Annotated in this window: 23 protein-coding genes; 14 read left to right on the top strand and 9 right to left on the bottom strand. The window is 69.3% G+C overall.

The window, feature by feature from the left end:
- Both ACCD06_RS28905 and ACCD06_RS28900 read left to right on the top strand, forming a co-directional pair.
- Complete coding sequence (locus ACCD06_RS28905; protein WP_413345375.1) at positions 1 to 1,434, top strand: M20 family metallopeptidase; 1,434 nt, start codon at positions 1 to 3, stop codon at positions 1,432 to 1,434.
- On the top strand, positions 1,431 to 2,582 hold the full coding sequence (locus ACCD06_RS28900; protein ID WP_413345373.1) for a M20 family metallopeptidase: 1,152 nt from the start codon (positions 1,431 to 1,433) through the stop codon (positions 2,580 to 2,582). Before ACCD06_RS28905 ends, ACCD06_RS28900 begins: the two co-directional genes overlap by 4 nt.
- A gap of 178 nt (positions 2,583 to 2,760) precedes the next feature.
- Here ACCD06_RS28900 and ACCD06_RS28895 read toward each other — a convergent pair whose 3' ends face one another.
- Entirely contained in the window at positions 2,761 to 3,780 is a 1,020-nt protein-coding gene (locus tag ACCD06_RS28895; RefSeq protein ID WP_413345371.1) for a 1-aminocyclopropane-1-carboxylate deaminase, read from the bottom strand.
- 139 nt (positions 3,781 to 3,919) lie between these two features.
- Here ACCD06_RS28895 and ACCD06_RS28890 point away from each other — a divergent pair, with 139 nt between their 5' ends.
- Positions 3,920 to 4,399, top strand: coding sequence for an Lrp/AsnC family transcriptional regulator (locus ACCD06_RS28890; protein ID WP_109156830.1), 480 nt, complete (start codon positions 3,920 to 3,922; stop codon positions 4,397 to 4,399).
- Positions 4,400 to 4,404: 5 nt separating this feature from the next.
- Here ACCD06_RS28890 and ACCD06_RS28885 read toward each other — a convergent pair whose 3' ends face one another.
- Entirely contained in the window at positions 4,405 to 5,013 is a 609-nt protein-coding gene (locus tag ACCD06_RS28885) for a TetR/AcrR family transcriptional regulator (RefSeq protein ID WP_413345369.1), read from the bottom strand.
- 140 nt (positions 5,014 to 5,153) lie between these two features.
- Here ACCD06_RS28885 and ACCD06_RS28880 point away from each other — a divergent pair, with 140 nt between their 5' ends.
- The 10 genes from ACCD06_RS28880 (at position 5,154) to ACCD06_RS28835 (ending at position 16,284) form a co-directional block, all read left to right on the top strand.
- Positions 5,154 to 5,561, top strand: coding sequence for a RidA family protein (locus ACCD06_RS28880; protein WP_413345367.1), 408 nt, complete (start codon positions 5,154 to 5,156; stop codon positions 5,559 to 5,561).
- A 134-nt stretch (positions 5,562 to 5,695) separates the two neighbouring features.
- Positions 5,696 to 6,034: a hypothetical protein gene (locus ACCD06_RS28875; protein ID WP_413345365.1), complete on the top strand. Its 339-nt coding sequence runs from the start codon at positions 5,696 to 5,698 to the stop codon at positions 6,032 to 6,034.
- A 187-nt stretch (positions 6,035 to 6,221) separates the two neighbouring features.
- Positions 6,222 to 6,656 (top strand): DUF4399 domain-containing protein, encoded by a 435-nt coding sequence (locus tag ACCD06_RS28870; RefSeq protein ID WP_109156834.1) that lies wholly within the window; start codon positions 6,222 to 6,224, stop codon positions 6,654 to 6,656.
- A 38-nt stretch (positions 6,657 to 6,694) separates the two neighbouring features.
- Positions 6,695 to 7,264, top strand: coding sequence for a DUF4399 domain-containing protein (locus ACCD06_RS28865; RefSeq protein WP_413345363.1), 570 nt, complete (start codon positions 6,695 to 6,697; stop codon positions 7,262 to 7,264).
- A 70-nt stretch (positions 7,265 to 7,334) separates the two neighbouring features.
- A complete protein-coding gene (locus tag ACCD06_RS28860) occupies positions 7,335 to 8,894 on the top strand; it encodes a DUF4384 domain-containing protein (RefSeq protein ID WP_109156836.1) in 1,560 nt (519 codons plus the stop codon).
- Positions 8,895 to 9,009: 115 nt separating this feature from the next.
- Positions 9,010 to 9,780 (top strand): OmpA family protein, encoded by a 771-nt coding sequence (locus ACCD06_RS28855; protein ID WP_413345361.1) that lies wholly within the window; start codon positions 9,010 to 9,012, stop codon positions 9,778 to 9,780.
- A gap of 26 nt (positions 9,781 to 9,806) precedes the next feature.
- Entirely contained in the window at positions 9,807 to 10,151 is a 345-nt protein-coding gene (locus ACCD06_RS28850; RefSeq protein ID WP_413345359.1) for a hypothetical protein, read from the top strand.
- A 41-nt stretch (positions 10,152 to 10,192) separates the two neighbouring features.
- On the top strand, positions 10,193 to 11,323 hold the full coding sequence (locus ACCD06_RS28845) for a DUF4384 domain-containing protein (protein ID WP_413345357.1): 1,131 nt from the start codon (positions 10,193 to 10,195) through the stop codon (positions 11,321 to 11,323).
- Positions 11,324 to 11,330: 7 nt separating this feature from the next.
- Complete coding sequence (locus tag ACCD06_RS28840) at positions 11,331 to 13,235, top strand: CHASE2 domain-containing protein (RefSeq protein ID WP_413345355.1); 1,905 nt, start codon at positions 11,331 to 11,333, stop codon at positions 13,233 to 13,235.
- Positions 13,236 to 13,482: 247 nt separating this feature from the next.
- Complete coding sequence (locus ACCD06_RS28835) at positions 13,483 to 16,284, top strand: SUMF1/EgtB/PvdO family nonheme iron enzyme (protein WP_413345353.1); 2,802 nt, start codon at positions 13,483 to 13,485, stop codon at positions 16,282 to 16,284.
- 6 nt (positions 16,285 to 16,290) lie between these two features.
- Here the strand turns inward: ACCD06_RS28835 and ACCD06_RS28830 are convergent, their stop codons facing one another.
- The 7 genes from ACCD06_RS28830 to ACCD06_RS28800 form a co-directional block, all read right to left on the bottom strand.
- Positions 16,291 to 17,010, bottom strand: coding sequence for a hypothetical protein (locus ACCD06_RS28830; protein ID WP_413345351.1), 720 nt, complete (start codon positions 17,008 to 17,010; stop codon positions 16,291 to 16,293).
- Positions 17,011 to 17,124: 114 nt separating this feature from the next.
- A complete protein-coding gene (locus ACCD06_RS28825) occupies positions 17,125 to 17,835 on the bottom strand; it encodes a Crp/Fnr family transcriptional regulator (RefSeq protein ID WP_146205409.1) in 711 nt (236 codons plus the stop codon).
- A 201-nt stretch (positions 17,836 to 18,036) separates the two neighbouring features.
- Positions 18,037 to 18,297 carry a hypothetical protein gene (locus tag ACCD06_RS28820; protein ID WP_109156844.1) on the bottom strand — a complete coding sequence of 87 codons (261 nt, stop codon included), beginning with the start codon at positions 18,295 to 18,297 and terminating at the stop codon, positions 18,037 to 18,039.
- A gap of 31 nt (positions 18,298 to 18,328) precedes the next feature.
- On the bottom strand, positions 18,329 to 18,688 hold the full coding sequence (locus tag ACCD06_RS28815; protein WP_413345348.1) for a hypothetical protein: 360 nt from the start codon (positions 18,686 to 18,688) through the stop codon (positions 18,329 to 18,331).
- A 43-nt stretch (positions 18,689 to 18,731) separates the two neighbouring features.
- The gene (locus ACCD06_RS28810; RefSeq protein WP_109156846.1) at positions 18,732 to 19,199 is read right to left on the bottom strand and encodes a hypothetical protein; all 468 of its coding nucleotides are present in this window, start codon (positions 19,197 to 19,199) and stop codon (positions 18,732 to 18,734) included.
- Positions 19,200 to 19,422: 223 nt separating this feature from the next.
- Positions 19,423 to 19,965, bottom strand: a complete 543-nt coding sequence (locus ACCD06_RS28805) for a hypothetical protein (protein ID WP_109156847.1) — start codon at positions 19,963 to 19,965, stop codon at positions 19,423 to 19,425.
- A 170-nt stretch (positions 19,966 to 20,135) separates the two neighbouring features.
- The gene (locus ACCD06_RS28800) at positions 20,136 to 20,876 is read right to left on the bottom strand and encodes an SDR family oxidoreductase (RefSeq protein ID WP_109156848.1); all 741 of its coding nucleotides are present in this window, start codon (positions 20,874 to 20,876) and stop codon (positions 20,136 to 20,138) included.
- A gap of 99 nt (positions 20,877 to 20,975) precedes the next feature.
- Between ACCD06_RS28800 and ACCD06_RS28795 the strand changes: the two genes are divergently transcribed.
- Entirely contained in the window at positions 20,976 to 21,923 is a 948-nt protein-coding gene (locus ACCD06_RS28795) for an AraC family transcriptional regulator (protein WP_109156849.1), read from the top strand.

Raw genomic sequence — 21,923 nt, 5'->3', positions numbered from 1 at the left:
ATGACCCAACAGCCATCGCGTGACAGCGCCATTGCGCGCGCCGCCCATCATTTCGCGTCCGGCGCCTTCCTGGCCGACCTGACGCGGCGTGTCGCCATCAAGTCGGAAAGCCAGTCGTCCGACCGTGGGGCGGAGCTGCACGCCTATCTGGACGCGGAGATGATCCCGTCGCTGGGCAAGCTCGGCTTCACCGGCACCATCGTGGAGAACCCGGTGGCCGGGCGCGGGCCGTTCCTGATCGCCGAACGCCACGAGGCCGACCATCTGCCGACCGTGCTGATCTATGGCCATGGCGACGTGGTGCCGGGCCATGAGGGGCGCTGGCGCGACGGCATTGATCCGTGGACGGTGACGGTGCAGGGCGACCGCTGGTACGGCCGCGGCACCGCCGACAACAAGGGCCAGCATTCCGTCAACATCGCGGCGCTCGCCCAGGTGATGGAAGAGCGCGGCGGCAGCCTGGGCTTCAACGCCAAGTTCGTGATCGAGATGGGCGAGGAGGCGGGATCGCCCGGCCTGCGCGCGCTGGCCGAAAGCCGTGGCGAGGATCTCTCCGCCGACGTGCTGATCGCGTCGGACGGGCCGCGGGTGATCGCGGAGCGGCCGACCGTGTTCCTCGGCTCGCGCGGCGCCATCAATTTCGAACTGACGGTGGATCTGCGCAAGGGCGCCCACCATTCCGGCAACTGGGGCGGGCTGCTCGCCAATCCGGGCACCATCCTCGCCAACGCCATCGCCTCGCTGATCGACGGGCAGGGACGGATCAAGCTGGATGCCCTGAAGCCGGCCGGCATCCCGCCGGCGGTCAAGGCCGCCATCGCCGACCTGTCCGTCGGCGGCGGGCCGAACGATCCGGAGATCGACCGCGATTGGGGCGAGCCCGGCCTGACGCCGGAGGAACGGGTGTTCGGCTGGAACGCGCTGGAGGTGCTGGCCTTCGAGACCGGCAACCCGCGCGCGCCGGTCAATGCCGTGCCGGGCATCGCCAAGGCGACGCTGCAACTGCGTTTCGTCGTCGGCACCGATCCGGCGACGGTGATCGACGCCGTGCGCGGCCATCTCGCCACCAACGGCTTCGACCGGGTGCAGGTGACGCCCAGCCGCATGGAGGCCTTCACCGCCACCCGCCTCGATCCCAACGACCCCTGGGTGGGCTGGGCGCTGGACTCGCTGGCGCGGACCACGGGCAAGAAGCCGGCGCTGCTGCCCAACCTGGGCGGCTCGATCCCCAACGATGTCTTCTCCGAGATTCTGGGGCTGCCGACCATCTGGGTGCCGCATTCCTACCCCGCGTGCTCCCAGCATGCGCCCGACGAGCATCTGTTGGGCCCCGTCGTCGAGGAGGCCCTGCGGGTGATGGCCGGGCTGTTCTGGGACCTGGGCGAGACCGGCCCCGCCATCCGGGACGCTCGCAAGGAGGCCCGCCGCGCATGACCCCGCTCGCCCAACGCGCCAGCGACTGGCTGGCAACCCGCCGCGGGGAGATGGAGGACATGCTCCAGCGCATCGTCGACATCGATTCCGGCAGCCGCGACGGCGCCGGCATCGATGCGGTCGGCGACATCATGGCCGCGATGCTGGAGGCCGACGGCATCGCCGTGACGCGCATCCCCAACGAGACCTACGGCGCCGTGCTGAAGGCCAACATTCCCGGTGCCGAGGGCGGAGCGCCGGTGCTGGTGATGGGGCACCGCGACACCGTCTATCCCAAGGGGACGGTCGCCGCCCGGCCCTTCACCCGCGACGGCGACACTGCGCGCGGGCCGGGGGTGGCCGACATGAAGGGCGGGCTGGTCGTCGACGTCTTCGTGCTGCGGGCGCTGAAGGCGGCGGGCGGCACCGGCTTTCCGCTGATCGGCCTGTTCACCGCCGACGAGGAGATCGGTTCGCCCTCAGGCCGGAAGATCATCGAGGAGGTGGCGCGCGGGGCGCGGGCCGCCTTCAACGCCGAACCGGGGCGGGTGTCGGGCAATGTGGTCACCGCGCGCAAGGGCGGGCTGACGCTGGACATCACGGTGACCGGACGGGCGGCCCATTCCGGCGTCAACCACGCCGACGGGGCGAGCGCCATCGGCGCGCTGGCGGCGAAGATCACCGCGCTGCATGCGCTGACCGACTATGACAGCGGCATCACCACCAATGTCGGCGTCATCCGCGGCGGCCGGACCCACAACACCGTCGCCGACCATGCGGAGGCGGCGCTGGACATCCGCTTCCGCTCGGTCGAGCAACTCGACGGCATCCTGGCGCGGGTGGAGGCGATCCTGGCGGCGGAAGACGTGCCGGGCACCAGCGCGTCCTATCAGCGGGGACACCTGTTCATGCCGCTGGAGGAGCAGCATTCGGCCGATCTGTTCGCCCGCTACAAGGCGGCGGCGGCGGAGGTCGGTTTCGAGGTCGATGGCGAGTTCACCGGCGGCTGCGCCGACTCCGGCTTCACCGGGGCGCTGGGCGTGCCCTCGCTGTGCGGGCTGGGGCCGGTCGGCGGAGCGGCGCACACGGAGCGGGAATGGTGCCGGCTCGAAACGCTGGTGCCGCGCGCCCAGGCGCTGGCGGTCACCATTGCGGGGTTGGAGGGGTGAAATAATCGCCCTCTCCCGTCCCGGGAGAGGGAGGGGACCCACGAAGTGGGGAGGGTGAGGGGTGATCCAAAAATCCCAAACCTCATGGTTCCTTGGATCACCCCTCACCCTTCCCATGCTCCGCATGGGCCCCTTCCCTCTCCCGGGGCGGGAGAGGGAGCTTTGATTGCTCGACTTCTCAGCCGTTGCGATAGGTATAGCTGTAGCCGTTCAGCGCCGGGGCGCCGCCGAGGTGGGCGTAGAGGACCTTCGAGCCTTCAGGGAAATAGCCCTTCTTCACGAGGTCGATCATGCCCTGCATCGACTTGCCCTCATAGACCGGGTCGGTGATCATCGCCTCGGTGCGGGCGGCGAGGCGGATCGCCTCGTTGGTCTCGGCGCTTGGTACGCCGTAGGCGGGATAGGCGTAGTCTTCGAGGATGACGATCTCGTCGTCGCGGACCTTGCGGCCGAGTTCGACCAGTTCGGCGGTGTTGTCGACGATCTGGCGGACCTGGGCGCGGGTCTGCTCCGGCGTGCCGGAAGCGTCGATGCCGATCACGCGGTCGGCGCGGTCGTCGGCGGCGAAGCCGACGATCATCCCGCCCTGGGTCGAGCCGGTCACCACGCAGACCACGATGTAGTCGAACTTGAAGCCGAGGTCGGCCTCCTGCTTGCGGACCTCTTCGGCGAAGTTGACGTAGCCGAGACCGCCATACTTGTGGACCGAGGCGCCGGCCGGAATGCCGTAGGGCTTGCCGCCGGCATCCTTCACCGACTGGATGGCGTCCTCCCAGCTGCGGCGGATGCCGATGTCGAAGCCGTCCGGAACGATGCGGCTGTCGGCGCCCATCAGGCGGGTCAGCAGGATGTTGCCGACGCGGTCATAGACGGCGTCCTCGTGAGGGACCCAGCTTTCCTGGACCACCACGCACTTCATGCCGAGCTTCGCCGCGGTCGCCGCCACCATGCGGGTGTGGTTCGACTGCACGCCGCCGATCGACACCAGCGTGTCGGCGCCGGCCGCGATGGCGTCGGGAACGATGTATTCCAGCTTGCGCAGCTTGTTGCCGCCCATGGCGAGGCCCGAGTTGCAGTCGTCGCGCTTGGCGTAGATCTGGACCTTGCCGCCGAGCGCCTCGGTCAGGCGCGGCAGATGTTCGATGGGCGTCGGGCCGAAGGTGAGCGGATAACGTTCGAAGCGATCGAGGCGCAGCATGGCGGGGCTCCACTGTCTAGGTGAAGGGACGGTATCACCGCTGAAATGAAAGGTGCTCTCGAACTTCGCTGGAGAATTGCCGTCAAAAGCTTTTAAACTGCCATCGGATAAGGCATTTTTTGCAAAAAGCCGGGGCAAAATGAGAGAAACCGTCACCACAGATGAACTGAGCCCCACGGATCGCAAGATTCTCCAGCATCTTCAACGGGATGGCCGGATGACCAACGCCGATCTGGCGGCGGCGGTCAATCTCAGCCCGGCCACCTGCCACCGCCACACCCAGCGCCTGTTCGCCGAGGGCTACATCCGCTCCGTCCGGGCCGAGATCGAGCCGGCGAAGGTCGACCGCGGCACGCTGGTGATGGTCGGCGTCGAACTGGACCGCTCGACCCCGGAGAGCTTCGCCGAGTTCGAGCGGGCGATCCGCAAGCTGCCCTTCGTGCTCGATTGCCATCTGGTCGCCGGGGATTTCGATTTCTTTCTGAAGATCCGGGTCAGCGACATCGCGGACTTCAACCGCCTGCACGGGCAGGAGCTGATCGCGCTGCCCGGCGTGCGGCAGACGCGCACCTTCTTTGTCATGAAGGAGGTGATCGACAATGCGATGCTGGATTTCTGAGCGCGTCAGGACGAACGCGCCAGCAGTCCTTCGGCCAGGAAGCGGAATGCCTCGACGGCCTTGGCGAGGACATCCTGCGGATCGTCGCTGGCCGCCACCCAGAGGGCGGCGTTCAATGCCGCGCCATTCAACAGCCGGGCGGCCGCTTCAGGATCGAGAGGCCTGACGATTCCCTGCGCGATCAGCCGCTCCACCGCCAGCCGGGTGGTCTCCAGGCAGCGGTTCTGGCTTGGCCATTGCGAGGGATCGCCGAGGAAGGCCGGGCCGTCGAGCAGCACGATGCGCTGGACCTCGGGTTCGAGAGCCATCTCGATATAAGCGACGCCTTCCGCCAGCAGCCCATCCCAGTCATTTCCGGCTTGGGTTCCGATGTCGTGTGCGCGCGTCGCCATTTCCGCGTCGAGCTGGTCGACCACCGCCTGGAGAAGGCCGCGCTTGTCGCCGAAATTGTGATACAGGGCGCCGCGCGTCAGCCCGGCCTCGGCCGTCAGGTCATCCATCGATGCGGCGGCGAAACCCTTTTCGGCGAAGGCCTTGCGCGCGGACGCGATCAGCTTGGCGCGGGTTTCTTCCATCATTTCAGAGCGTCGCTTGCCAGCCATCGCCTTCTCCACTGATTTCGCATACGCCTCGTATATGAGTTGACATACGGAACGTATGTGTGTTGGCATTCACATACGTGGCGTATATCAACTCGCGCCCGCAGTGTGAAGCCCGAAGCCGGTCATCCCGGCGACCAAAGAGGAAGACGACCATGGCTCAACGCGAAGCGATCACTCCGGCCAATCGGCATGCGCTTTATGACAATCATCGCTATTCGGCGGCGATCCGCTCGGGCGACCTTCTGTTCGTGTCGGGACAGGTGGGCAGCCGTGACGACGGATCGCCGGAACCCGACTTTGAACGACAGGTTCAGTTGGCCTTCGACAATCTCACCAATGTGCTGAAAACTGCCGGCTGCACTTTCGGCGATATCGTCGACATCACCACCTTCCACACCGATCCGGCAAACCAGATCGAGACCGTCATGGCGGTCCGGGAAAAGGTGATCGGCGATTCTCCCTATCCGAACTGGACAGCGGTCGGGGTGACCTGGCTGGCGGGATTCGACTTCGAAATCAAGGTCATCGCCCGTATTCCGGAGGGGGCATCCGCCGCGTGACGGCGACTGCCTGAGAGCCTGACCACTTATCGGTTTTCGATCCTACCTGTGGTGTAGGCCACAGCGGGCGGCAGGCGGTTGCGGCAGGATGGGCGTCTTCCCGGCTCCGGCCCTTTTCGTCGAGGAAACGCCCGATGCGCCGCCTTGCCGCCGTCATGCTTTGCCTGTCCGTTCCCGCGGCGTTTTCCTCCGCCGTCCGTCCGGCCTCCGCGTTCGAGGTGCAGTCCGGCGGCATCCCGCTGTCGGCCGCCGCCGTCTCCATGCTGGCGAACCGGGTCGGCGCCGGGCAGCCGACCGCTGCCGGTGCCGGCGGTGCCTTTCCGCCCTGGATGGGCGGCGGCCGGAGCGAGGCTGCCGGCGCCGGGCTGCCGGGAATGAAGGGTGTCGGCTTGCCGCCGTCGGGCCGGGCGGCAGCTCCGGCGGGCGCCGACCGGGCGGCGATGAACGAGCAGCTGTTCGGGATCCGGCGCTGAGCGGCGATGGCCGCAATGATGGGGAAGGCGGCCGCATTTCTCCGCCAATTCGGAAGAAGGCGCCGCAGATCCGCTTCGTTTCGAACGGGATGGGATTACCCAATAATTCGGGGGGACCCTGCTTCCCGGCGGAAGACTAAGATCGACGTCATCGGACAAAGGGCAATGAAGAACACAGGGGGACATCATGCTGCGGACTGCCATGATCGCAGTCGGCGCCCTGCTGCTTCTGCCGCTGTTTCTGGCTGGGCAGGGATTGGCCGACCGGGCGAAAGCGCCCGAAGACGCGCGTGCCTACATCCTGTGGCCTCCCAACGGGGCGGTCATCAATGGCGGGAAGCTTTGGGTGCGCATGGGGCTCCAGAACATGGGGGTGGCGCCGGCCGGCATCAGCCATGCAGACACCGGACACCATCACCTGCTGGTCGACACCGACCTGACGAACCCGGACGAGCCGATCCCCAACGACAAGCAGCACCTGCATTTCGGCGCCGGCCAGACCGAGGCGCGGCTTGAGCTTCCGCCGGGAGTCCACACGCTGCAGATGGTGCTGGGCGACGCCGAGCATGTTCCGCACAACCCGCCGGTGATGTCGGACAAGGTGACCATCACCGTCCGCTGACCGGTCCCATCCGGTTCATGTCCGCCAGGGAGGGCATCATGAAGACAGGATTGCCAATTATTGCGACCGGTCCCGCACCGTGCGCCGCCCGGATGGCGGTGCTTTGGGCTGCGCTGGCGGTCGCACCGCTGGTCTGCGCGGCGACCCCGGCGGCTGCCGAAGAAGCGTCCGGCGCACACAGTGCCGATCATAAGGCCGATCAGAACGCCACCGCCACTCCGCAGCGGACGCCCGGCCGCAAGGATGCCTGGCTCTACATCGGCTGGCCCAACAACGGCGAGGTGGTGGGAACACGGTTCAAGGTGTGGTTCGGGCTGCGCAATTTCGGCGTCGCGCCGGCCGGCGTGCGCAAGGACGGCACCGGGCACCATCACCTGCTGGTCGACACCGACCTGAAGAACTTCGACGAACCGATTCCCAACGACAAGCAGCACCTGCATTTCGGCAAGGGCCAGACCGAAACGGTGCTGGAACTGCCGCCGGGACGGCACACGCTGCAGCTGGTCCTGGCCGACGCCGACCATGTGCCGCACGACCCGCCGATCATGTCGAAGAAGATCACCATCACGGTCCGGGCCGATCGCGGCCAGCAAGTGTCGGAGCGGTGACGGTCCGAAGCCGCAAAGCGTGAAACCCATGGCGGGGACCGGACGCACCAACCCAGAGGAGATAGCGCCGATGAGCATGGTCGGGTTCCTTGGTTCCGCCGTGGTTTCCGTCGGCCTGACGCTGACGCTGGGCGGCTGCTTCACCTCCGGCGAGATGGCGCGCGTGGTGCAGCAGCCGAAGACCCCGGCGGTCCGCACCATCAGCAGCTTCAGCGAGGCGCTGCGCTGCATGGACAGGCTGCTGTGGACCCACGGCAAGCGCGACATCTACATCACCGCCAACGGCCTGCCCGACGCCACCGGCCGGGTGGCCGGCGGCACCAAGGAGATGCTGATCACCGCCGTCTCCCGCATGTCGGAGACCTCCAACGCCTTCCGCTTCGTCGATTTCGAACCGGCGCTGGACGACGTCAATGCGCTGTACTGGATGATCGGCGTGCAGCCGAACTTCCGCGCGCCGTCCTACTACATCCGCGGCGCCATCACCCAACTGGATGACAATGTGGTCAGCGAGGCGGCGGGGGCTGGGCTGTCCCTGCCCAAGCTGGACATCGGCGTGTCGGCCGATCAGGTGGTGTCGATGGTCTCGGTCGACCTGAATGTCGGGGAGCTGGTGACCCGCCAGATCATCCCCGGCATGTCGGCGTCCAACACGCTGGCCGTGGTGTCGTCGGGGCGCGGGGCGGATGCCGGCGGGGTGATCGGCAAGGCCGGCCTGTCCTTCAACATCTCGCTGAACCGGTCGGAAGGGCTGCACCAGGGCGTGCGCACGCTGGTCGAACTCAGCACCATCGAGGTGCTGGGCAAGCTGACCCGCGTGCCCTACTGGCAATGCCTGGGCATCGACCAGACCAACCCCGCCTTCATGGCGGAGGCGCGTGGCTGGTTCGACGGCATGGCACCGGCGGAGCGGGTCACCTTCACCCAGCGCGCGCTGTCGGCGCAGGGCTATTACGATGGGCCGGTCAACGGGCAGCTCGACCAGCGGACCGCCGAAGCGGTCGGGCGTTTCCAGGCCGACCATGACCTGATCGCCACCGGCCGCATCGACTTCGACCTCTACCAGCGCCTGCTCGCCAAGCCGCCGGCCGAGGGCGGGGCGCCGCCGGCCCGGCTGCAAAGCGTCAGCAATGCCGGCGGCGAGGGGTTGCCGCGCGCCCAGCCGTCGCCGGCCCGGCTCGACCTGCTGTTGTCGTCGGACCGCGGGCCGGCACCGCGCTACCGCGCCGGGGAGGCGCTGGTGGTGCGGATGCAGCCGACGGCGGACGGCTTCGTCTATTGCTATTACCGCGATGCAGCCGGCACGGTCTCCCGCATTTTCCCCAACCGCTTCCAGCCCGACGCCTTCGTCGAGGCCGGCCGGCAGGTGGAGATCCCGCCCGGCGTGCAGAAGCCCTTCAACCTGCGCATGGACCGGCCGGGGGCGGAGGAGACGGTGGCCTGCGTTCTGTCCCATGACGAGATCGGCCTGCGCATCCCGGAAGCGTTCAAGAGCGAGGATCTGCAGCCCATTCCCGGCGCCGCCCTGGACGACGTCATCAACGCCTTCGCCACGGCGAAGGGCAGCGACGCCCGCGCCAAGCGGCTGACGGTGAAGGTGCTGCCCGGCACGCTGGCGCAGGGGGAGTGAAGCCCAGGCCATTTTGGAAAACGGGGCCGACTGTTGGCCGGCTCACAGCGCGGGGGAGGGGGTGGCGCTAGAACCAGGGGCAACGCCGTTCCTTCTCCTGCCCATGGAGCCTCAAATGACCAAATCCACTCTGTTCCATGCTGTGGCCGCCACCCTGCCGATGCTGGCCGTCTGGGCCGGTCCGGCATCCGCCCAGACGGTGGAGGGCTCCGGCCAGTCGAAGGTGATGATGTTCGACCGGCCGCCCAGCGTGGAGGAACTGCGCGAGGTGGTGGCACCGGAACCGAAGATCCGCACCCGCAGCATCGAGATCATCGGCGGTGCGGCCGGTGCCGCCGCCAAGCGCCCCCGCCCCATCGACGAGATCAATTACGGCACGGCCCCCCTGCCGACGGCGGCGCAGCCGGCCCCCCAGGCGGAGATGCAGCCGGCCACCCAGCCCGCTCCGCAGCCGGCACCGAGCCGTCCCGCGCACAAGCATCGCCGCCAGGAGGTGCGGATGGAGGCAGCCGCCGAACCCGCCCCGGCCCCGGCCGCCGAGCCGGAGGCGGCGCCGCAGGCCTTCGGCTTCCGCATCAACTTCGCCCTCAATTCGGCCGAGATCCCGGCGGAGTCCGCCTCCTACATCGACTCCGTCGGGGCGCTGATGAAGGAGGATCCGAGCCTGGGGCTGACGGTGGAGGGCCACACCGACGCCAGCGGCAGCCTCGCCTACAACATGCTGCTGTCGCAGCGCCGCGCGGTGTCGGTGGGCGAGTATCTGGTTCGCGTCCACCAGATCGATCCCAAGCGCATCACCGTCGACGGCAAGGGGCCGACCGCGCCGCTCGCCGCCAACCCCTATGACGGCCGCAACCGGCGCGTCGAATTCAAGCCGACGCATTGAGCGGCTGCCGGAACGGAGGGGATGCCATGAAACACGCCTTGCTCCTCGTGGTCTGTCTCGGTCTTGCTGCTTCCACCGGGGCCGATGCCACGGTGGTCCGCAAGAAGGATGGCGAAACCTCCGGAGCGGCGAGCGGCGGCGTCGATGTCGCCCCCGCCGGCAAAAAGGTCCGCGTCCAATGCTGGCAGGACGGCCACAAGATCATCGACGAAGCGGACCTTGCCGTCGTCTCGCTCAGCATCGCCAGCCAGATGAACGGGCTTCGCTTCCGTCGAAACGGCGCGACGGACGGGGCGGTGTCGGTGGTGACGCAGTCGCGCACCGCCTGCCTGCTCTCCCCCGACGACGGACGGGAGCGCAGCCGCGACTGATCTGCCCCCCAACCAGGCCCCCCAACCAGAAGGTGACAACCATGTTCAAGCGATCCATTTCCCATGCGTTCGGCGCCGCCGTTCTTGCGCTGGGCTGCGGCCATGCCGCCGGGGTGCGGGCGGAGGCCGTGGTCGTGTCGTCCAGCGCGCCCGGCTTCGTCCAGGGCCAGTTGGTCGCCGAAGGGCAGGCCTTGCGGCTCCCCGATGGGGCGAATGCCACGCTGCTGTTCGCCAATGGGCGGCTGCTGCGGCTGCGCGGTCCCTATGACGGTGTGCCCGACGACAGGGCCGACAGTGCGGTTTCGGCCCGTGCCGGCCCCGGCGACGACCGCTTCATGCAGAGCGACCTGGGGGCGGCACGCGCCCTTGGGAACCCGCTGGACGCGGCGCTGGAGCGGGCGCTGGCGATCGACCCGTCGGCGTCCGGCGTCCAGTGCGTCAAGGCGGGAAGCCCGCCCGCGCTGCGCCGCCCGGCCGAGCCGGGGCTGGACCGCCTGATCTTGCAGGACATGGCGGGTGGGGAGCGTGCGACGGTCAATTGGGCGAACGACGGTCCGGCGCCCTGGCCGCGGTCCCTGCCGCTGGCGGACGGGACCGACATCGGCGCGCTGCGGCCGGATGGAACCCTGGTCGGCACGGTGCGTGTCCGCATGGTCGGAGCGACGGGCGGGGCGGCGCTGGCGGTGGGCATGGCCTCGGCCGGCTGCGCCGGGCAGATCGCCGCGGCGATGGCGGCCCTGCGCGACGCGACTGTGCCGCTCGACCTCTTCCTCTCGACGGATCACGGCGGCGGACCCGCCTACCGGCCGGGCGAGGACATCCGCCTGCTGGTCCAGACCGACCGCGACGCCCATCTCTATTGCTATCTGCGCAACGCGCGCGCTCAACTGATCCCGATCTTCCCGGCCGGCGCCGCGATGAGCGCCCGGGTGGCGGGCAATGTGCCGCTCAGCCTGTCAGGCGACCGCATGCCGCTGCGCGCCGGGGAGGGGCCTGCCGATCTGGAGGTGCGCTGCATCGCCGCCAGCCGCAACCTGGACGACGAGATGCCCGGCCGCTCCGCCGCCTTCCGCCCGCTGTCCGAGGAGGCCGCCGTTCAGCTCGACCGTGCGGTGTCGCGCCTGCGCGAGACCGAAGTGGCCTCCGCCCAACTGTTCCTGAAGGTCCGGTGAGGGGCGCATGGACGGTGCGCCGGCGACACCGCGGGGAAGGCCGCAAGGGAGGCGGCAGTCCTCCCCTATCGCCGGGCCGGCGGCGGAGGATCGGCCGGCATCCGGCCGGCACCGCTGGCCGGGAGGCTGGCTGGCCCTGGCCATCGTGCTGGGCAGCGCCCTGCTGGCGCTCGCCGCCGCGCGGCTGGTGCCGCCGTTGCGCACCGCCGACGAGAGTTTGGCCGACCGGATGATTGCCACGGCGGCCCCGCCCCAGCCGCAGCATCCGGCCATCGCGCTGGTTCTGTTCGGGGAGGACAGTTTCGCCGGGCTTGCCTGCCGGTCGCCGGTGGATCGCGGCATGCTGGCCGACATCATCGGCGTGCTGGAGGCGGCCCGGGTGCGCGCCATCGGCATCGACGTGCTGTTCGACCAGCCGACACTGCCGGCCTTGGACGAGCGGCTGCGCCGCGCCATGCTGGGCGCGACGGTCCCGGTGGTGGCGATCACCGCACTCGACCAGACGCCGTTGACCGAGCGGCAGCGCCGCTTCCTCGGCGAGTTCACCGACGGGCTGCCGCGCGGCCACGCCAATCTGGCGAAGGACCGGCTGGACGCCGCCGTGCGCTGGCACGTTCCCTTCGGCGGCGACGGCACGCCCAGCCTGCCGGTGCAGCTCGCCCGCCTGGGCGGCGCGTCCGGGGTTCCGGCGGAGCCGTTCCGCATCGACTGGCACGGCCGGCCCGATGGCGCCACCACCCCGTTTCCGATCTATCCCGCCGAGGCGGTCGCCGTTCTGCCGAAGAGCTGGCTGACCGGGCGGACGGTGTTGGTGGGCACGGCGCTGGCCGGCATCGACCAGCACCGCACGCCGCTGTCGTCCGCCGGGGCCTCGACGCCGGGCGTGGAGATCGAGGCGCATGTGCTGGCCCAACTGCTGGACGGCCGGAGCAGCCCGCGGCTTCCCTTCACGGGGGAGGCGGCGCTGGCTCTGCTGATGGCGGCGGCGGGGGTGGCGCTGGCGATGGCCGGGTTGCCGCTGGGGCTGCTGGCGGGGGCTGGGCTGCTGGTGCCGGCCGGAGCCTGGGCCGGTGCGGCGGCGCTGTTCACGGCGGGCGGGCCGCTGGTGCCGCTGGTGGCACCGTCGCTGGCCTGGGGCGCCGGCATCGCCGCCATGACCGTGCAGATGTCGCTGCGCGAACGGGCCGACCGGCGCGTCATGATGCAGCTGTTCGCCAACCATGTCTCCCAGCCGGTGGCGGAGGAGATCTGGCGGGAGCGGGCGACCTTCATGGCCGGCAACCGCCCGCGCCCGCAGCAGCTGACCGCCACCGTGCTGTTCTCCGACATCGAAGGCTTCACCACCATCTGCGAAGCGCTGGAGCCCGAGCCGCTGATCCGCTGGCTGGAGGGCTATCTGGATGCCATGGTGCGCATCGTCACCGCCAACGAGGGGGTGGTGCTGCGTTTCGTCGGCGATGCGATCCTGGCGGTCTTCGGCGCGCCGGTGGCCCGCACCACCCAGGCGCAGATCGACGCCGACGCCGCCCGCGCCGTCCGCTGCGCCCTGCAGATGGGGCGGGAGCTGGTGGCGCTGAACCACCGGTGGCGGGCGGAAGGGCTGCCGCCGGTGGGGATCCGCGTCGGCCTGTATACCGGCCCCCTGGTGGCCGGCAGCCTGGGTGGGCTGCGGCACAGCGAATATTCGCTGCTGGGCGACACCGCCAACACCGCCGCCCGGCTGGAGGCCTATGGCAAGATGGTGGATGCCCGGTCCTCCCACCATGCCCGGATCATCGTCGGCGATCCGACGTGGCAGGCGGTGCGCGACCGCTGCAAAGCGCTGCCGGTGGGGGAGGTGGCGCTGAAAGGCAAGGTCAAGGCGGTGCGGATTTGGCTGTTGATCGACGATGAGGACGCCGATGGCTCCTAGTGATAATCGTCAGCATTACCCCTCGATACAGGAAGTAATCACTTCGGCCTGCTACCCCCTCTTTTGCCGGGTTTAGGCGGAAGGGGCGGATTGGCAATTGCCTCGTCCATGGGTATGCTTCTTCCAACCATGGCGGGCTGCCGGCAATTTCCGTAAATTCAGCCAAGTTCGTCCGCCATGCGTCGCAAGCCTTTCCGGCGGACCCCCGTGGTCGAGGGGGCCTCTTTGCTCGGGGACGGAGGCGGGGATGATGGGACCGGTCGGACCCTGCCGGACGCTTTTCGCGGTGCTGCTGCTCCTGCTGGTGGTCGCGGTGCCGGGTGGCTTTGCGCATGCGGCCCGTTCGGCGGGCGGCGGGCCAGGGCCGGGGTCCGGCGCGGCGGAAAGCCGGCTGGCGCTGGTGATCGGGGTCAGCAAATACAGCAACGCGCCGGAACTGCTGAACCCGCGCAACGACGCCCGGGCGATCGGCGAAGCGCTGCGAGGGCTGAATTTCACAGTGGACGAGGAGTACGACCTCGACGCCCGCGGCTTCGCCACCGCCCTTCGCCAGTTCGGCATCAAGGCATCGCAGGCCGACGTGGCGGTGATCTTCTATGCCGGGCACGGCATCCAGGTGAACGGCGTCAATTACCTGCTGCCCGCCGACGCCCAGTTGGAGCGCGAACGCGATCTGGTCTATGAGGCGATCCCGCTGAACCTGCCGATGGGGGAGCTGGCCGGGGCGCGCAAGCTGGGCATCCTCATCCTCGACGCCTGCCGCAACAATCCCTTCGTCGACCGCCTGACCCGCAGCGGATCCAATCGCAATCAGGCGCATCCCGGCTTCGGCAGCGTCGACGACACGCCGAGCGACACGCTGGTGGCGATGGCGACCCGCGCCGACCAGCTGGCGGAGGACGGCACCGGCGACCACAGCCCCTTCAGCGCGGCGCTGCTCCAGCATCTGCAGACGCCGGGACTGGAGCTGAGCCTGTTCTTCCGCAATGTGCGCGACACGGTGAAGCAGGCCACCAACGGCCGGCAGGAGCCGTTCGTCTATGGGTCGCTCGGCGCCACGCCCTTCTACTTCAACCCGCGCCCGCCCAACCGGCCGCCGGTGCTGGGCGAGTTGCGGGCGCTGACCGTACTCGACCACGCAGGGCCGGAGCCGCTGGGGGCCGGCAAGCCGACCGACCCTGACGACGACCAGATGTACGCCCGCGTCACCGGGCTGCCGCGCGGCGGCACCGTCCGCGTCGGGGAACGCAGCGTCTTGATCGGCGACTATCTGACGGTGGAGCAGCTGGCGGCGACCAGCTTCAAGCCCGACGGCAGCTTCCGCGGAGAGGCCGGCGCCTTCGAGTTCCTGGTGGCCGACGGCCGCGGCGGCATGGTCACCGGCACCATCCCGGTCACCATCAAGCCGAGCAACCAGCCGCCGGCCGTGGTGGCGGAGCGCAAGCTGCGCGTCGCCGGCAATCCGATGGGGATCGACGCCCCGGCCGACCCGGACGGCGACCCGCTGACCGTCACTGTCACCGCCGTGCCGGACCGCGGCAGCGTCCATGACGGCACGGCGGTGGTGAAGCCGGGCGACCGACTGACCGTCCAGGCGCTGACCGCGCTGACCTTCGACCCGGAGGCCGCGGCCCCCGGACCGGCCGGAACCCTGCGCTACAGCGTCGATGATGGGCGCGGCGGCACCGCCACGGCGAGTGTCAGCGTGGAGATCGCGCCGCCGGGTACACCGCCGGTGGCGGAACTGGAGGACAGCCTGTGGAAGCGCGTGCAGTCCAGCAGGGAGCCCGGCGATTACCAAGCCTTCCTGCAGTTGTTCGGCGGCAGCGGCTATGCCCCCATCGCCCGCCGCCAGCTGGAAACGCTGACCCTCGCCCGCAAGCGGGCGGAAGAGCCGCCGAAGGCGGAGACCAGGCAGGAGGCGGCGAAACAGGATGCGACGTTGGGACCCGGTCTGGAGCCGGCGGAACCCGGACGCTACACCGCCACGGTGGACGGCGTGCTGCGGGCGGCGCCGGCCAACAGTGGCGCGCGGGTCGGCCGGGTGGCGCGCGGATCGGCGGTGCAGGTGCTGGGCCGCGTGCCGGACGGCGGGTGGTATCGCATCGCGCTGGAGGACGGCACCCAGGGCTTTATTGCCGCCAGCCTGTTGAAACACGAACCGCTGCCGGCACAGGCGGCGGCACCTCCCCCGGCGGCACCGCCAGCGGAACCCGTGGTGGAGGCAGCCATCAAACCGCCACCGCCCGAGCCCTCCAAGGTCGAGCCGCAGGTGGCGGCCACCGCGCCGCCCGCACCGGCGCCGAGCAACGGCACGGCGCGCAACCATGGCAACGGCAACAGCTTCCAGGATTGCCCGACCTGTCCGGTGCTGGTGCGGGTGCCGGCGGGCAGCTTCATGATGGGGAACGACAAGGGCGACCCGTCGGAGCGGCCGGTCCACCGCGTCACCATCGCCAAGCCCTTCGCGCTCGGCATGTATGAGGTGACGGTCGGCGAATGGCGCGCCTGCATCCAGGAAGGCGGCTGCACCGACATGCCGCGCATGGTCAACCCCACCGACGGCACGCCCGTCCACAATCTGCATTGGCAGGATGCCCGGGCCTATGTGGCGTGGCTCAGCCGCAAGACCGGACAGCGCTACCGCCTGCCGAGCGAAGCGGAATGGGAGTTCGCCGCGCGCGCCGGCACAACGACGCCCTACTGGTGGGGAGGGGAGAGCGGGACCCATGCCGACTGCGACGGCTGCGGCGGCCCGCACGAGCATCTGACCCCGATCGCGGCCGGCAGCTACAAGGCGAACCCCTTCGGCCTGCACGACATGAACGGCGGCGTGGCGGAATGGGTGGAGGATTGCTGGAACAAGAGCTATCACGGCGCGCCGGACGACGGCAGCGCCTGGACCCGCGGCGACTGCCGCAAGCGGGTGCTGCGCGGCGGCTCCTGGCGGGACAAGCCGGAGGCGATCAACGGCACGGTGCGCAACAGCTACGACATCGACGTGCGCTATCTCACCAACGGCTTCCGGGTGGCGCGCGAGGTGAACTGACGGCGTTCAGCGCTGGACGGTGACGGTGGTCTGGGTCGCGCGGTTGCGCGTGCCGACCGCGGTGTTGGTCACGGTGTTCACGTTGTTGAACTGCACCCCGCCATGGGCCAGCGCCGTGGGCAGGTGCGGCAGTGGTCCGGCGGTGCTCATCAGCAGATCCAGCGTCGACGGGCCGGCGGGCTTGGCGGACGGCGCGGGAGCGGGGGCCGGGGCCGGTTCCGGCGCTGGCGCCGGCGAGGCGGGGGCGGCGGTCTCCACCGGGCCGGCGGCGGCGCCGTCGCCGAGCTGCTGCTGGCTGACGTTGCCGTCGCCGAAGGCGAAGTTCAGCGCGCTGTTGAAGTTGTTCACGATGAAGGGCGCGTCGATGATGGTGAAGCCGGGGTCGGGCTGCACCGGTGGCTGGCGGCTGGCGGCCAGCGGCTGGCCCTTGTTGAAGCCGGCGAGATAGCCGGCGTCGCCGCGGATGCGGGTGATCGCCTGCTGGTTCACGGAAGACCGGCGGACCGACGGGTTGGTCACCATCGCGCCGGGGGGTGCGCCACGGGGGGTCGGGTTCACCGACACCGGCAGGCGCGGCGCCTGGGAGAAGGCCTGCGCCATCGCGGCGCCGGGGATCGGGCCGGGCGGAAAGGCGATGCCGCCGGTGACCTGGGCTGCAGCCGTCCCGGCGGTCAGCAGCAGAGCGGCGACCGTGGGAAGAAGGGTGGTACGGGACGACATCGTCATGGGCTCCCTCCGGATCGGCTGCCGGCGCTGGTGGCCGGCTATGGGGAGCAGGGTAGGGCGGATATCTGGGCCGGCGCTGTGGCGCGGCTCACAGGATGGTGTCGATGGGGCGCTTCAGCCGCAGGATTCTCCGATCTCGTCCAGCGCGCGGGTATCGCGGATGACGATATGGCCGGCATCCATTTCGATCACGCCGGCACGCTGCCATTCGTTCAGCAGCTTGTTGACGCTCTCCCGCGACACGCCGACGAGGCAGCCGAGCTGCTGCTGCGACAGCTTGATGTCCAGCCGCAGCCCCTGCGGCCCCGGCTTGCCGAAGGCATCGCCCAGCCGTTTCAGCGCGCGGGCGAAGCGGGAGGACGCTTCCAGGAACAGCGTGTCCTCCAGATGCTCGCTGGTCGTGCGCAGCCGCTTGCACAGCACGCCGATGATGCGGAAGGCCAGATCGGGCCGCGCCGTCAGCACCGGCATCAGCTGCGACCGGTCAAGGACCAGCAGGTCGGTCTCCTCCAGCGCCACCGCGTCGGCGGTGCGCGGTTCGCCGTCCAGAAGCGCGATCTCGCCGAACAGGCCGCCCTTGTTGATGATGCTCAGAACCAGCTCCTTGCCGTCCATGGAGTGGCAGCAGATCTTCACCCGGCCGCGGATGACCGCCATCATGCTGTCGCCCGGGTCGCCCTTTTGGAAGATCATGGCGCCGCGCGGGTGGTGGGACAGCCGGGCGGTATTGGCCAGACGATGCCGTTCCTCCCGCTCCAGATGCTTGAGCAGGAAATGCCCGGCGAGGACGAGATCCTTGTCGAAGTTGATCCGTATCGCGGTCATGGCCGCCACCCCCTGGCTGACATCGTGGCTGACATCGCGGGCCGCTTCTCCAGCCAGGGAATGGTACGCCTGCAACCGGGCCGCCTTACTCCGTCAAAGGCGGTACGCCGTCGTTGGCGCTGCTGCTCCGTCCGTGCGTGGGACGGACACGAAAAGGGCGGCCGGCGCTGGCCGGTCGCCCTTTGGTTGGAAAGTCAGGGGTTAGCGGAAGATCGCCTTCGGCGGCAATGGCTGCGGGTTCAGAGCACGGTCGCCGCCATAGGTGGGACCCGGTGTGAACCCCGGCAGGATCCGCGTTCCGCAGGTCAGGCAGGGCGGCGGCTTCGGAATGCCGGGGGCCGGCTGGAGGATCAGCGGGCCGAGCGAGGTGGCCCGTGTGTAGGACAGGGTCGGCGTCGCGGCGAACGCCGGTGCCGTGGCGATGGTGGCAAGCGCCAGCGACAGGGTCAAAAGGCGGGACATGGCGGTGTCTCCGGTTCGGTTGCGGTGAAGATCAGTCGATGTCGGGGTCGTCTTCGTCATCCTGTTCGAGGGATCGGGCCTGATGGCCGAAGGGGAAGCCCCGGCGGTCGAAGAGGCCATGCAGGTCGGGGGCGACCGGGCGGGGGAGCAGAAGGGCTTCCGCATCGGGAACGACCTCCGACCGCGGGTCCGACGGCGTGGCGGAGCAACGGGTCAGGCCGTCGAGCGTCACGCAGCTCAGCGTTCCCGACCCCCGCATGCAGACGGTCTTGCCGTTGACCGTCTGGCAGGCGAGGGAGCCGGCCTGCACCGGGGCCGACAGGGCCGCGAACAGCAGGATGGGCGCGGTGATGGTCAGGATTGTCGGGAATTTGAGCGGGAGCTTCGGCATCGGTGGCCTCCCGGGTGAGAAGGTAGGGGGTGGGTGTGGGGGATCAGCGGCGCAGGCCGGTCAGCGATTGGCTGGCGCTGTTGCCGAGGCCGGCGGTGACGTTGGTGCCGACACCGACATTGGTGCTGACCAGAGGCCCGCGGCCGCTGAAATTCAGCCCGACCTGTACGCCGCTCCCTTGGGCATTGCCCTGGAAGCCGAGCAGCCTCTGGCCGGCACTGTTGCCGATGCCGGCGGCGACGTTGGTGGCGGTTCCGACATTGGTGCTGACCAGCGGGCTGACGCCGCGGATGGGCGCACCGCCGCCGCCCTGGAGGACGGCGCCCTGCTGCTGCGCCGAGTTGCCGATGCCGGCGCCGACATTGGTGGCGTTGGCGACGTTGGTGTTGACCAGTCCGGGAACGGCCATCATGGAGGGGAAGCCGGGGCCGGCAGCGGATTTGGGCTGCGCCAGGGCGGGGGTGGCGAGCAAGGCGGTGGCGAGAGCGCCCAGAACGATATTGCGGATCATGGCGTGGGTTCCTTCGATGGGGGGTGAGGCTTCGGGCTTCCGCGCCCCGGCTTTCTTGAAGGAAGCTTAGTGAAGTGCCCGGCAGGCTTCTGTGAGCTGACCCACAGTTGACCGGCGTTTTCCGGCAAGGCTCCGGCGGGGCCAAGCGGGCAAAAGAATGCTCCGGCCGGGAACCGGCCGGAGCGAGGTCTGGGGAGGAAGCCTGGAAGGAGTGGGTCCGTTGTCAGCGCTGCTTGACCAGGGCGCTCTGTCCGGCAAAGTTGCCGACGCCGGCCGACAGGTTCTGCATGGAGCTGTGGTTGAAGGGGCCGAGCAGCCCGCCGGAGCGCTGCAGCACGGTACCGTTCTGCAGGGCGGTGTTGCCGATGCCCGCCGCCGTGTTGCCGACATTGGCGACCGAGCCGCCGCTCAGCAGGCCGCCGCTGCGCTGCATCACCGTGGCCATCTGGCCTGCGTTGTTGCCGATGCCGGCGGCGGTATTGCCGATGGTCGCGGCCGAGCCGCCGCCCAACACGCCGCCGCTGCGCTGCTTCACGAAGGCGCCCTGGTTGGCCGTGTTGCCGATGCCGGCGGCGAGGTTCGACACGGTGGCGACGTTCGGCCCGGCGAAGGGACCCTTCGACTTCTGCATGACCAGCGCGCTCTGGTTGGCGGTGTTGCCGATGCCGGCCGCGGTGTTGGAGATGTCGGAGATGTTCTGAGCCATCGCCGGGGCGGCGAACAGGGCGAGCGAAGCGAAGCCGGTCAGCAGGGAGGTGCGGATCATGATCTGGTCTCCTGTCTCGGGGCCGCGGGATGCGGCGTGTTGCCGATGGACAGACCCTACCCAAGACCCGGATTCCGGGATGTGAGCCGCACCACAAACTGCGGACTTTTGTCGATCGGCGCCATTTTGCGTCTGGAGGCGCCGTCTTCGGGGCTCCGCAATCGCGATCCTCAGGCCGAAGCGAGCGCCACCGCGTCGGCACCGGCGGCAAGGCGCATCGGGCAGGACGGATCGGTCGCCGCGCGCCACACCGCTTCCGCGACATCTGAGGCGTTGGTGACCGGACCCGGCTGCTGCCATGCCGTGAAGACGCTTTGCGCCAGGGGCGCATAAGCCTCCGGAATGGCGTCGCGCATGCGGGACCGGGCATTCTCGCCGAAGGAGGTGTCCGGCGCCCGGCCGGGAAGGACCAGATGCGCCCGCACATGGAACGGCTCCAGTTCCAGGGCCAGCGATTCGGTGAAGGCGTTCACCGCCGCCTTGCTCGCCGTGTAGACCGAGAGCAGATGCAGCGGTTTCAGTGTCACGCTGGAGGTGACGTTGACGATGACCCCCGACTTCCGCGCCCTGAATTGCGGCAATAGCGCCTGCGTCATCGCCATGGTGCCGAAGGTGTTGGTCGCGAAGACCTCGCGTACGCTGTTCATCGTCACACCTTCCAGCGCGCCCAGCAGGCCGATGCCGGCATTGTTGACCAGCACATCGACCGATCCGGCCTCTTCCACCGCGCGGCCGATGCTGTCCGCATCGGTGACGTCGAGGCGGAGGATGCGCAGGCGGTCCGAGCGCGGCAGAACATCCTCGCACGGGGTGCGCATGGTGGCGATGACCGTCCAACCGCGGTCGAGGAAATGACGGGCCGTTTCCAGGCCGAAGCCGGACGAGCAGCCGGTGATGAGGATGGTTTTCATGGAATGGCTCCTGGCGAAATGGTGCGAAGCGGAAGATAGACCGCGACGGCTGGACCATCTACAATCGGAAATCCGGAATTCATTTGCAGGAGTCCGAACATGGTCGATCCCCTGGCGCAGGTGGTCAGCCTGCTCCGTCCGAGCGCCTCGTTTTCGAAGCTCACCTATGGGGCCGGCTGCTGGCGGGTCCGGCGGACGGAGGCCGGGCGGCCATTCTACTGTGTGGTCCTCGACGGCTCGTGCCGGCTGAGCCTTGGCGGAGGCGATCCGATCACCCTGGAGGCGGATGACTTCGTGCTGATCCCCGCCGCCAACGAGTTCACGGTGGCGAGCATCGAACCGATGCCGCCCGGGGCCGCCGATACCCGTCCGGTCGAACTGCGGCCGGGAGAGTATCTGCTGGGCAGTCCCGACCGGTCACCGGACGTCTGCAATCTGGTCGGTTACTGCGCCTTCGCGTCGCCCGACGCGGACCTGCTGGTGTCGCTGCTGCCACAACTGGTGCATGTCCGTGGCGAGAAGCGGTTGAGCGCGCTGGTGCGGATGGTGAACGAGGAATCGCGCGCGCTGCGGCCGGCACGCGAGATGATCCTGGCGCGCCTGCTGGAGATTCTGCTGATCGAGGCCCTGCGGTCCACGACGGTGTCCACGGGATCGCCGGGGCTGCTGCGGGGGCTGGGCGACGACCGGCTCGCCGTCGCTCTCCGGCACATCCATGAACGGCCGACCGCGCCCTGGACGGTCGCCCAACTGGCAAAGGAGGCGGCGCTGTCGCGTTCGACCTTCTTCGAGCGGTTCCGGCAGGCGGTCGGCGTCGCCCCCATGGAATATCTGCTGCAATGGCGCATGGCCCTGGCCAAGGACATGCTCCGCCGGCGCGACGGCGGGATCGCCGATGTCGCCGAGCGCGTCGGCTACAGCTCCGCCAGCACGTTCAGCGTCGCCTTCACCCGCCATGTCGGCGTGCCGCCGAAGGTCTATGCGCGCCGGCAGGAGGAGGGGGAGGCAACGCCTGCCGGGGCCGCGATGGCCGGCACTGTGCCGTGA

The organism is Azospirillum sp. CT11-132, assembly GCF_047302835.1.
Lineage (GTDB): Bacteria > Pseudomonadota > Alphaproteobacteria > Azospirillales > Azospirillaceae > Azospirillum.
This window is presented reverse-complemented; position numbering and strand designations above follow the sequence as displayed.

Bases quoted from the DNA above. Each gene is read 5' to 3' on its own strand.
- ACCD06_RS28905 (WP_413345375.1), top strand. From the start codon at position 1: ATGACCCAACAGCCATCGCGTGACAGCGCCATTGCGCGCGCCGCCCAT.
- ACCD06_RS28900 (WP_413345373.1), top strand. From the start codon at position 1,431: ATGACCCCGCTCGCCCAACGCGCCAGCGACTGGCTGGCAACCCGCCGC.
- ACCD06_RS28895 (WP_413345371.1), bottom strand. From the start codon at position 3,780: ATGCTGCGCCTCGATCGCTTCGAACGTTATCCGCTCACCTTCGGCCCG.
- ACCD06_RS28890 (WP_109156830.1), top strand. From the start codon at position 3,920: ATGAGAGAAACCGTCACCACAGATGAACTGAGCCCCACGGATCGCAAG.
- ACCD06_RS28880 (WP_413345367.1), top strand. From the start codon at position 5,154: ATGGCTCAACGCGAAGCGATCACTCCGGCCAATCGGCATGCGCTTTAT.
- ACCD06_RS28875 (WP_413345365.1), top strand. From the start codon at position 5,696: ATGCGCCGCCTTGCCGCCGTCATGCTTTGCCTGTCCGTTCCCGCGGCG.
- ACCD06_RS28870 (WP_109156834.1), top strand. From the start codon at position 6,222: ATGCTGCGGACTGCCATGATCGCAGTCGGCGCCCTGCTGCTTCTGCCG.
- ACCD06_RS28865 (WP_413345363.1), top strand. From the start codon at position 6,695: ATGAAGACAGGATTGCCAATTATTGCGACCGGTCCCGCACCGTGCGCC.
- ACCD06_RS28860 (WP_109156836.1), top strand. From the start codon at position 7,335: ATGAGCATGGTCGGGTTCCTTGGTTCCGCCGTGGTTTCCGTCGGCCTG.
- ACCD06_RS28855 (WP_413345361.1), top strand. From the start codon at position 9,010: ATGACCAAATCCACTCTGTTCCATGCTGTGGCCGCCACCCTGCCGATG.
- ACCD06_RS28850 (WP_413345359.1), top strand. From the start codon at position 9,807: ATGAAACACGCCTTGCTCCTCGTGGTCTGTCTCGGTCTTGCTGCTTCC.
- ACCD06_RS28845 (WP_413345357.1), top strand. From the start codon at position 10,193: ATGTTCAAGCGATCCATTTCCCATGCGTTCGGCGCCGCCGTTCTTGCG.
- ACCD06_RS28840 (WP_413345355.1), top strand. From the start codon at position 11,331: ATGGACGGTGCGCCGGCGACACCGCGGGGAAGGCCGCAAGGGAGGCGG.
- ACCD06_RS28835 (WP_413345353.1), top strand. From the start codon at position 13,483: ATGATGGGACCGGTCGGACCCTGCCGGACGCTTTTCGCGGTGCTGCTG.
- ACCD06_RS28830 (WP_413345351.1), bottom strand. From the start codon at position 17,010: ATGACGATGTCGTCCCGTACCACCCTTCTTCCCACGGTCGCCGCTCTG.
- ACCD06_RS28825 (WP_146205409.1), bottom strand. From the start codon at position 17,835: ATGACCGCGATACGGATCAACTTCGACAAGGATCTCGTCCTCGCCGGG.
- ACCD06_RS28820 (WP_109156844.1), bottom strand. From the start codon at position 18,297: ATGTCCCGCCTTTTGACCCTGTCGCTGGCGCTTGCCACCATCGCCACG.
- ACCD06_RS28815 (WP_413345348.1), bottom strand. From the start codon at position 18,688: ATGCCGAAGCTCCCGCTCAAATTCCCGACAATCCTGACCATCACCGCG.
- ACCD06_RS28810 (WP_109156846.1), bottom strand. From the start codon at position 19,199: ATGATCCGCAATATCGTTCTGGGCGCTCTCGCCACCGCCTTGCTCGCC.
- ACCD06_RS28805 (WP_109156847.1), bottom strand. From the start codon at position 19,965: ATGATCCGCACCTCCCTGCTGACCGGCTTCGCTTCGCTCGCCCTGTTC.
- ACCD06_RS28800 (WP_109156848.1), bottom strand. From the start codon at position 20,876: ATGAAAACCATCCTCATCACCGGCTGCTCGTCCGGCTTCGGCCTGGAA.
- ACCD06_RS28795 (WP_109156849.1), top strand. From the start codon at position 20,976: ATGGTCGATCCCCTGGCGCAGGTGGTCAGCCTGCTCCGTCCGAGCGCC.